Below are 8,958 nucleotides of genomic sequence, written 5' to 3'. Positions count from 1 at the left end.
GGGCGGTGTCGGATTGCGGGGTGTCCGCGGCATGGATGCCGCGGCCAAGCCTACAAGGACGTACTTGCGGCGTCCCCGCAATCCGACACCGCCCCGCCAATCCACGGATCGCCCGCTTTTGACGTTGACTTTGACGTTGACGTTGACGTTGCCTTGGCTTCGGCAGGTGCAGGGCGCAGCCCTGCCGAACCACCCTTAATCCTGCACCGGGAAATCCTCGATCGGCCGCAGTACGTCGTAGTGCTCCACATGCAGCTTGCCTTTCAACTTCGGCAGATCCAGCACCGGCTCATCCACCCGCGTATCCGGCAACCGGTCCAGCAGGTTGCGCACCAGCGACAACCGCCCCAGCCGCTGGTCGTTGAAATCCACCAGCGTCCACGGCGCCGCTTCGCGATGCGTCGCCCGCAGCATCGCCTCGCGGGCCTCGGTGTAGGCGCTGTACTTGCTGCGTGATTTCAGGTCCACCGGCGACAGTTTCCAGCCCTTCAGCGGATCGCTGTGGCGCTCGGCGAAACGCTTCTCCTGCTGCGCCTGGTCCACGCACAGCCAGTACTTGAACAGCAGGATGCCGTCGTCCACCAGCAACTGCTCGAACACCGGCGCCTGGTGCAGGAACTGCTGGTACTCGGCCTCGCTGCAGTAGCCCATCACCCGTTCCACGCCAGCGCGGTTGTACCAGCTGCGGTCCATCAGCACGATCTCGCCCGCCGCCGGCAGGTGGCTGGCGTAGCGCTGGAAATACCACTGCGTCGATTCGCGGTCGGTCGGCTTCGGCAGCGCCACCACCCGGCATTGGCGAGGGTTGAGGTGTTGGCTGATCGCCTGGATCGCGCCGCCTTTGCCGGCGGTATCGCGGCCTTCGAACAGCACCAGCAGGCGTTGCCCGCTGTGCTGCACCCAGCGCGCCATCGCGGTCAGTTCCAGCTGCAGCGGCTGCAGCAGTTCGTCGTACTCCTTGCGCTTGAGCTTGCCCATCGTTGCACCACGCTGGAAGGAAGCCCGAGCGTAGCGCAGCGGTCGCCCAGAGCGTGTCGACGAGGGATGACCGGCGTCCGGCCTTACTCCGCCGGTTCCTCAGGCAGCCGGCCGGTCCCCTGTACCAGCAGATCGCCGGGGAGCAGTTCCAGCCGTACATCGTCCAGCTGCATGACCTGGCCATTGGCCGGCTGGCCTTCCTCGTCCAGTTCAAACACTCCGAAACTACCGAACGCATCGCCTGCCCATGGCAGCACCGTCACCTGCGCGCGCCCGTCGATCGCGTGCTGTGCGCACAGCTGCAGGCAAGCCACCGCACGATCCAGCTGCCGCTTGCGCTCCAGCAGGGCAGGCGTGCCCGGGCTGTGCCGCAGCCCGTCGATGGTTTCGCGTTGAGCGGCCTGCAGCAGGGGCAGTACCTGGTCGAAGGCGGTGCTGTCGTTCACTGTGCGCCCAGCCAGCCCTGCTCGCCCGCCAGATGCTGCAGCAACGCCGACAGATCGGTGGCGAAGCCGTCCATGTCGAACACGCCGCTGCGCCCGCGTGCCTGCGCCAGCTCGGCGCGCAGCGCGGTCAATGCGGCCGGGTCGTTGCCCAGCGCGCTGGCGGTGGCGATGAAGGCGGCGTCATCGGCCACGTTCATGTGCGCCAGGCCGAGATGATGGTTGAGGCTGCCGGCCACGCGCGCGGCGAAGGTGTCGCCGGGGCAGGTCAGTACCGGGCAGCCGGCCCACAGCGCATCCGACGCCGTGGTGTGGGCGTTGTACGGATGCGTGTCCAGGAACAGGTCGGCCAGCGCGTAGCGGGCCAGGTACTGCGGGTGGGGCAGCTTCGCCATGAACACCAGCCGTGCCGGATCCACGCCGGCGGCCTGCGCGGCCGCACGCAGGCGCGCATCGGCCTGGCCTGGGCCGGACAGCAGCCACAGCACGCTGCCAGGCACCGCCCGCAGCACCGCGAAGGCACGGCCGGCGCTGCGCGGGTTCAACTTGTAGCTGTTGTTGAAGCAGCAGAACACTACGCCCTGCTCGGGCAGGCCGCACTCGGCCCGGGTCGGCGCCGGCTGCAGCACGCGGGTGTTGTCCGACGGCTGGAACGCGCGCGGCAGGCGCAGCACGCGCTCGCTGTAGTGCGGTTCCAGCGCCGGCGGCAGGGCAAACGCATCGCCGACCACCGCATCCAGCCACGGCGCGCCGGATGTACCGGGGTAGGCCAGCCAGTTCAATTGCAGCGGGGCAGGGCGCATGGCCAGCACTTCCGGCGTGCCGCCACCGCCCCAGCCACGCAGGTCGAACAGGACGTCGATGCCCTGCGCACGGATCTGCGCAGCGGTCTCGGCATGGCGCTGGCCGGCCACCTCGTGCAGCCGCGCCGCGGACTGCAGGCGCTGGCGGATGCGGCTGCCGTCATTGCGGTTCAGCGCGAACAGGTGCAGCTGCAGCGCCGGGTCCGCCTGCAGGTGTTCCAGCAGTGCCACGGTCAGCAGGCCGGTGGGGTGCGCGCCGAATCCATTGGAGAGGAAGCCGATGCGCAGCGGGCCACGTGCACGCACGGGCACGGCCGGCAGCGGGCGCACGGCGGCGGCCACCGCTGCGGCACGCGCACGCGCGCAGGCCAGCTGCTCGGCGGCGCTGGCATCCTCGCTGAGGAAAGCGAAGGGCTCGACCACGCCCTGGCCGCTGGCAACCGCGGCGCGTACCTGTGCGGCCAGCGCGTCCACGTCCTGCCAGTCACACAGGCGGCGCTGCCAGGCGAGGCGCTGCGCGGCGATGTACGGTTCGCCCGGCAGCAGCGCGTGTGCGCGGCGGTAGGCGGCCGCTGCGCCCTCGGCGTCGTCGGCATCTTCCAGTGCATGGCCCAGCCACAGGGCGATGCCCGGATGCTCCGGTGCCAGTGCGGAGGCCTGGCCGAGCAGCGTCGCCGCGTCGGCGTGGGCACCGGCCATCCAGGCCACCCGGCCCAGCCGGGCCAGTGCCTCGGGATGGTTCGGCCGCAGCTGCAGGGCGCGGCGCGCGGCGCGTTCGCCGGCGCCGATGTCGCCGGCCTCCAGTTCCAGGTCGGCCAGCATCACCCAGGCGATGAAGTCACCGGGCTGGCGTGCCAGCGCCTGCTGCAGTTGCTGCCGTTGCTGCCAGGCCGACATCGGCTCAGCCCGCCGACAGCTGCGCCAGCGCATCCACCTGGTGCTCGTGGCTCAGGCGCTGCAGCAGGGCGTCGAGGTCGCCGGACAGGATGTTGGGCAGGTCGTACAGGGTCAGGCCTTCCACGCGGTGGTCGGTGATCCGTCCCTGCGGGAAGTTGTAGGTGCGGATACGCTGGCTGCGGTCGCCGCTGCCCACCTGCAGGCGCCGCGATTCGGCCTGCGCCGCGTCCTGGCGCTGGCGCTCGGCATCCAGCAGCTGCGCCTTCAGGCGCTTCATCGCCTTGTCGCGGTTGGCGTGCTGGCTGCGCTCGGTCTGGCATTCCACCACCACGCCGGTCGGCACGTGGGTGATGCGGATGGCCGATTCGGTCTTGTTGACGTGCTGGCCGCCGGCGCCGGACGAACGGAAGGTATCCACCCGCAGGTCGGCCGGATTGATGACGATGTCATCCACCTCGTCGGCCTCGGGAATGATCGCCACGGTAGCGGCCGAGGTGTGGATGCGGCCCTGCGATTCGGTGGCCGGCACGCGCTGCACGCGGTGCGTGCCCGATTCGAACTTCAGGCGCGAGAACGCGCCGCGGCCGACCACGCGTGCCACCACTTCCTTGTAGCCGCCATGTTCGCCGGGGTTGTCCGATTCGATCTCCACCTTCCAGCCCTGGCGCTCGGCATAGCGGGCGTACATGCGGAACAGGTCGCCGGCGAAGATCGCAGCTTCGTCGCCGCCGGTGCCGGCGCGCACTTCCAGGAACAGGTTGCCCTCGTCGCGCGGGTCGCGCGGCACCAGCAGCAGGGCCAGTTCCTCTTCCAGTTCCTGCAACCTGGCCTGGGCAGCGGCGATTTCCTCGTCGGCCAGCTCGCGCAGGTCAGGGTCGGCACGCATGCCTTCGGCGGCGGCCAGGTCGGCCTTGGCGCGGGCTTCGTCGGCCAGTGCGGTGGCGACCGGTTCAAGTTGGGCGAATTCGCGCGAAAGATCGCGGAAACGGGTGTTGTCGGCGACCACGTCGGGTTCGGCGAGCAGGCGTTCCAGTTCTTCGCGGCGCTCGGCCAGCGCTTCCAGCTTACGGCGCAGGGTCGGCGTCATCGGGTCTCACGGGTGGGTGGCGGTAGCCCGGCGTGGCCGGGAACAGGCGCTCGGCGGCGCGGGTCAGGTCGGCATCGCCACTGAGCGCGGCCGCGCGCAGGGCGGCGGTCGGCGGGTGCAGCAGGCGGTTGGTCAGGCCATGGGCCAGCAGTTCCAGCACTTCGTCGGCGGGCTTGCCATTGGCCAGCTGCTGCCGCGCACGTTCCAGCAGTTCGGCGCGGGTGGCCTCGCCGAAGGCGCGCAGCTGCCGCAGCGGGGCCTGGTGGGCGCTGGCCTGCAGGGTTTCGACGAAACGCGACACCTGCAGGTCGATGATCGCTTCGGCCTCGGCGGCAGCTTCGCGGCGGCCGCGGCGGTTGTCTTCCACCGCGCGCTCAAGGTCGTCCACGGTGTACAGGAACGCATCGTTGAGCGTGCCGACCTCGGCCTCGATGTCGCGCGGCACGGCCAGGTCGAACAGCAGCATCGGCTTGTGCCGGCGCGCGCGCAGGGCCTTGGCCACCATTTCGCGGTGGATGACCGGCTCGCGTGCGGCAGTGGCCGAGAACACCACGTCGGCTTCGGCCAGGTGGCGTTCCAGTTCGGTCAGCGGCAGGGCGACGCCGCCGTGGCGGGTGGCCAGTTCCTGCGCATGGGCCAGGGTGCGGTTGGCGATCAGCAGGCGGCGCACCTTGCCTTCGCTCAGGTGCCGTGCAGCCAGCTCGATGGTCTCGCCGGCACCGACCAGCAGCACCGTCGAATCATCCAGGCGGGCGAACGCGTTCTGCGCCAGGCGCACGGCCGCAGAGGCCACCGACACCGGGTTGGCGCCCACCTGGGTATCGGTGCGTGCGCGCTTGGCCACCGAGAAGGTCTGCTGGAACAACCGGTCCAGGCGCTGGCCGAGCAGGCCGTGGTCGCGCGCGGTGGACCAGGCGTCCTTCACCTGGCCCAGGATCTGCGGCTCGCCCAGCACCATCGAATCGAGCCCGGTGGCGACCCGGAACAGGTGGCGCACCGCATCGGCATCGGCATGCTTGTACAGGTAGCCCTGCAGGTCGCCGGCCTGGCTGTGCAGCCACTGGTCCAGCGCCTGCGGCGAATCGGCCACCGCGTACAGCTCGGTGCGGTTGCAGGTGGAAAGCAGGACCGCCTCGGCGATCTGCGGGGTATCGCGCAGCGAACCGAGCGCGCGCGGCAGCGCGTCACCGGCGAAGGCCGCGCGTTCGCGCAGCTCCACCGGTGCGGTCTGGTGATTCAGTCCGAGCACCCACAGGGTCATTGTTCAGTTGCTTGCGATAAGCTGCTGGCCATTGGACGACATTTTAAGGCCCCGATGCCGACGATGCCCGCATTGATTCGCATCCCCAGTGTTCTGCTGCTGTCCCTGGCCTGCAGCCAGGTGCTGGCGGCCGCGCCGGCCAAGGCCCCCGCGCGGGTCCCGGCCAGCGAAGAACTGGCCCTGGAACCGGTGATGGCCGGTGAATTCGCCCTGCAGGCCGGCAAGCTGGCCGATGCCGCGCACTGGTACCTGCAGGCGGCCGAGCAGACCGCCGGCGATGCCGGGCTGGCCGAACGGGCCACCCGCATCTCCATGCTGGCCAACGATGACGCCAGCGCCGCCAAGGGCCTGGCCCTGTGGGAGAAGCGCGCCCCCAGCTCGCTGTCCATGCGCAGCGCCGCCGGTGCACTGGCGATGCGCCAGGGCAACGTGAAGGCCGCGCGGATCGAACTGCAGGCGCTGCTGGCCGACCCCGACGAAACGGCCTGGAAGTTCGCGCTGGCCGCCCTGATCGGCGGTGGCCGCGACCCGGCCGTGCCGGCGCAGGTGCTGGGCGAACTGGTCGATGCCAACGCCATTCCGCCGAAGATCGAAGCCTGGCAGGAATTCGGCCGGCTGGCGCTGCGCATGGAAAAGCCCGAGCTGGCCCGGCGCATGATCGACGAAGTGGTCAAGCGCTTCCCGGACGAGCCGCGGGTGGCCCTGCTGCGCGCCAGCCAGCTGCAGCAGGCCGGGCAGACTGCGCAGGCGCTGGCCCTGTTGCAGGGGGTTGAGCCGAAGACCCGGCAGGACCCCGAGCTGCGCAACGCCGTGGCCATCGCCTATGACAGCCTGGGCCAGCCGGCCGCCGCCGAGCGGGTGCTGGCCGTGGGCCCGCAGAACGTGCAGACCTGGGGCATGCGTGCCTCGCTGCTGGCCAAGCAGGGTGACACCGCGGCGCTGTCGGGCCTCTACAACGAGCTGTCGCGCCAGGCCGCCAAGCCTGATCCGGCGCAGCGCCTGCTGCTGGGCAAGATCGCCGAGTACCTCAAGCGCTACCCCGAGGCGGTCAACTGGTACCACAGCGTTCCCGGCGGCGACGAACTGAGCGAGGCGCGCCTGCGCGCGGCCAATGCGCAGGGCCTGGCCGGCCGCCAGTCGCTGGCGCTGGACGAGGTGCACGCCATCCAGTCCGATGCCAGCGTGGATGACGACGTGCGCCGCGACGCCTACCTGCTGGAAGCCGAGCTGCGCCAGCGTGGCAATGACCTGCCCGGCGAGCTGGATGCGCTGGCCCGGGGCCTGGCCGCCTACCCGGACGAGAACGCCCTGCTGTACGCCCGTGCACTGGCCTGGGAACGCCGGGACGACATCGCCCGCGCCGAGGCCGACCTGCGCAAGGTGCTGGTGACCGATCCGGAGAACGTGCCGGCGCTGAACGCCCTGGGCTACACCCTGGCCGACCGCACCAAGCGCTACCAGGAAGCCCTGGAACTGATCGACCGCGCGCGGGTGGCCGAGCCGGACAACCCGGCCATCGTCGACAGCTACGGCTGGGTGCTGTATCGCCTGGGCCGCAACGAGGAAGCCCTGGTGCAGCTGCGCCGGGCCTGGACCCTGTCCCGCGACCCGGAGATCGCCGCCCACGTGGGCGAGGTGCTGTGGGTGCTCGGCAAGCACGACGAGGCCCGCCACTTCTTCGAGGAGGCGGCCAAGCTCGACCCTGAAAACCGCGCGCTGCTGCGCGCCCGCGAGAAATTCAATCCATGAGTGTTTCCATGATCCGGCCGCTGCTGCTGGTGGCCGTGACCCTGGCGGTGAGCGCCTGTACCAGCGTGGGCACGCAGAAGACGCCGGCCCCGGACGTGGTCTACACCGTGTCGCCGGCCGCCGAGCGCGCCGAGGAAGCCCGCGTGCAGGCCCTGCGTGCCCAGCCCGATTACAGCTTCCAGGGCCGCGTCGCGGTCAGCAAAGGAAAGAACGGGGGCAGCGGCCGCATCGATTGGGTCCAGCAGGGCAGCGAGTACCGCATCCAGCTGAGTGCGCCGGTCACCCGCCAGAGCTGGACCCTGCAGGGGGATTCGGTGCAGGGCGGGGCGCGCCTGGACGGGCTGGGCGATGGCCCGCGCGCCGGCGATGACGCGCGCCAGCTGCTGCTCGATGCCACCGGCTGGGATATCCCGGTCAATGAACTGTCCGACTGGACCCGTGGCCTGGTGCTGCGCGGGTCCGGCGAAAGCAGCGTGGAGCGGGATGCCGAGGGCCGCCCGCGGCGCATGCAGCAGGCCGGCTGGCTGATCCAGTACCTGGACTGGTACCCGGCCCAGGAAGGAAGCCCGGCACTGCCGCGGCGGATCGAGGCCAGCCGCGAGGACGCCAAGGTGCGCCTGCTGGTCGACCAGTGGGGCACCGACGCGCCATGACCGCGCAGATTGACGCCGATGGCTGGTCCTGGTGGCCGGCCCCGGCCAAGCTGAACCTGTTCCTGCACATCACCGGCCGTCGCGCCGATGGCTACCACGAGCTGCAGACCGTGTTCCGCCTGCTGGACTGGGGCGACCGGATCGGCCTGCGCCTGCGCGACGACGGCCAGGTGCGACGGCAGGGCGACGGCCTGGCCGGTGTTGCCGAGGCCGATGATCTCGCCGTGCGTGCGGCTGTGCTTCTTAAAAGCGTTGCCAATGTCGGCCAAGGTGCTGACATCATCGTTGAAAAGAGCGTTCCGGCGGGCGGCGGCTTCGGTGGGGGCTCGTCCGACGCTGCCACCGTGCTGGTGGTCCTGAACCGGCTCTGGCAGGCCGGCCTGGACGAGGACGCGCTGGCGGCGCTGGGCCTGCGCCTGGGCGCCGATGTGCCGGTCTTCGTGCGCGGCCACAACGCCTGGGCCGAGGGCGTAGGCGAGCGGCTGCAGCCGGTCACGCTGGCGCCGGCCTGGTACGTCATCGTCGAGCCGGGCGTTCATGTGCCGACCCCGACCCTGTTCGCTGACCCGGATTTGACGCGCGACTGCCCAAAGGCGAAAATAGGCGACTTCGCTTCCGGCGCTCTGGTCGGAAACGTGTTCGAGCCGGTGCTGCGCCGTCGCGAGCCTGCCGTAGAGGCGGTGCTTGCCGCGTTGAGCAGCATAGGCCAGGCACGTTTGACCGGGTCCGGAAGTGGTTGTTTCGTCGAGTTCGATTCGCAGGCTGCCGCAGAGCAGGGGCGAGCGGAATTGCCGAAGGAGTTGCGGGCAAGGGTGGCCGCGGGCGTTGCACGTTCGCCACTGCTGGATGCACTCGAGCAACACTGATTCATCAATGCAGGGGCGTCGCCAAGAGGCCCAAGGCACCAGGTTTTGATCCTGGCATTCGGAGGTTCGAATCCTCCCGCCCCTGCCAATGCGGCTGCGTCCGCGCCATCCAGCGCATCACTGCGCGGGACGTGGAAACAGTCGCGGTGTTGTAAGCAGCAGGGGCCGCAGCGGTCCTTGCCGCTACCGGATCCCCGCCACTCGTCCCCGCCCGAGACAAT

Annotated in this window: 8 protein-coding genes and 1 tRNA gene; 4 read left to right on the top strand and 5 right to left on the bottom strand. The window is 70.3% G+C overall.

Translation table 11 applies throughout. The annotated features are described in order from the left end of the window. Window positions 1-195: 195 nt before the first annotated feature. The 5 genes from ppk2 to hemA all read right to left on the bottom strand — a co-directional run bounded on the left by ppk2 (window position 196) and on the right by hemA (window position 5,469). Window positions 196-978, bottom strand: coding sequence for a polyphosphate kinase 2 (gene ppk2, locus AC3WL7_RS18145; RefSeq protein ID WP_108746010.1), 783 nt, complete (start codon window positions 976-978; stop codon window positions 196-198). 83 nt (window positions 979-1,061) lie between these two features. Further along, window positions 1,062-1,424 (bottom strand): hypothetical protein, encoded by a 363-nt coding sequence (locus AC3WL7_RS18140; protein ID WP_079220732.1) that lies wholly within the window; start codon window positions 1,422-1,424, stop codon window positions 1,062-1,064. Continuing rightward, window positions 1,421-3,121 (bottom strand): O-linked N-acetylglucosamine transferase, SPINDLY family protein, encoded by a 1,701-nt coding sequence (locus AC3WL7_RS18135; protein ID WP_492752212.1) that lies wholly within the window; start codon window positions 3,119-3,121, stop codon window positions 1,421-1,423. The genes AC3WL7_RS18140 and AC3WL7_RS18135 overlap by 4 nt, the downstream gene beginning before the upstream one ends. A gap of 4 nt (window positions 3,122-3,125) precedes the next feature. Further along, complete coding sequence (gene prfA / locus AC3WL7_RS18130; RefSeq protein WP_108758849.1) at window positions 3,126-4,208, bottom strand: peptide chain release factor 1; 1,083 nt, start codon at window positions 4,206-4,208, stop codon at window positions 3,126-3,128. Further along, window positions 4,186-5,469, bottom strand: a complete 1,284-nt coding sequence (hemA, locus tag AC3WL7_RS18125) for a glutamyl-tRNA reductase (protein ID WP_108746014.1) — start codon at window positions 5,467-5,469, stop codon at window positions 4,186-4,188. Before hemA ends, prfA begins: the two co-directional genes overlap by 23 nt. A gap of 63 nt (window positions 5,470-5,532) precedes the next feature. Here hemA and AC3WL7_RS18120 point away from each other — a divergent pair, with 63 nt between their 5' ends. From AC3WL7_RS18120 to AC3WL7_RS18105, 4 genes are all read left to right on the top strand, one after another. Next, window positions 5,533-7,218 carry a tetratricopeptide repeat protein gene (locus AC3WL7_RS18120; protein WP_492752209.1) on the top strand — a complete coding sequence of 562 codons (1,686 nt, stop codon included), beginning with the start codon at window positions 5,533-5,535 and terminating at the stop codon, window positions 7,216-7,218. Continuing rightward, window positions 7,215-7,871, top strand: a complete 657-nt coding sequence (gene lolB, locus AC3WL7_RS18115) for a lipoprotein insertase outer membrane protein LolB (protein ID WP_079220737.1) — start codon at window positions 7,215-7,217, stop codon at window positions 7,869-7,871. The genes AC3WL7_RS18120 and lolB overlap by 4 nt, the downstream gene beginning before the upstream one ends. Next, on the top strand, window positions 7,868-8,737 hold the full coding sequence (gene ispE / locus AC3WL7_RS18110; protein ID WP_492752206.1) for a 4-(cytidine 5'-diphospho)-2-C-methyl-D-erythritol kinase: 870 nt from the start codon (window positions 7,868-7,870) through the stop codon (window positions 8,735-8,737). Before lolB ends, ispE begins: the two co-directional genes overlap by 4 nt. A gap of 11 nt (window positions 8,738-8,748) precedes the next feature. After that, a tRNA-Gln gene (locus AC3WL7_RS18105) sits at window positions 8,749-8,825 on the top strand. Window positions 8,826-8,958: the final 133 nt, after the last annotated feature.

This window comes from Stenotrophomonas sp. FW305-3-2-15-E-LB1, from assembly GCF_058787375.1.
The sequence above is the reverse complement of the archived record's forward strand: the minus strand, read 5'-3'. Positions and strand labels throughout refer to the sequence as shown.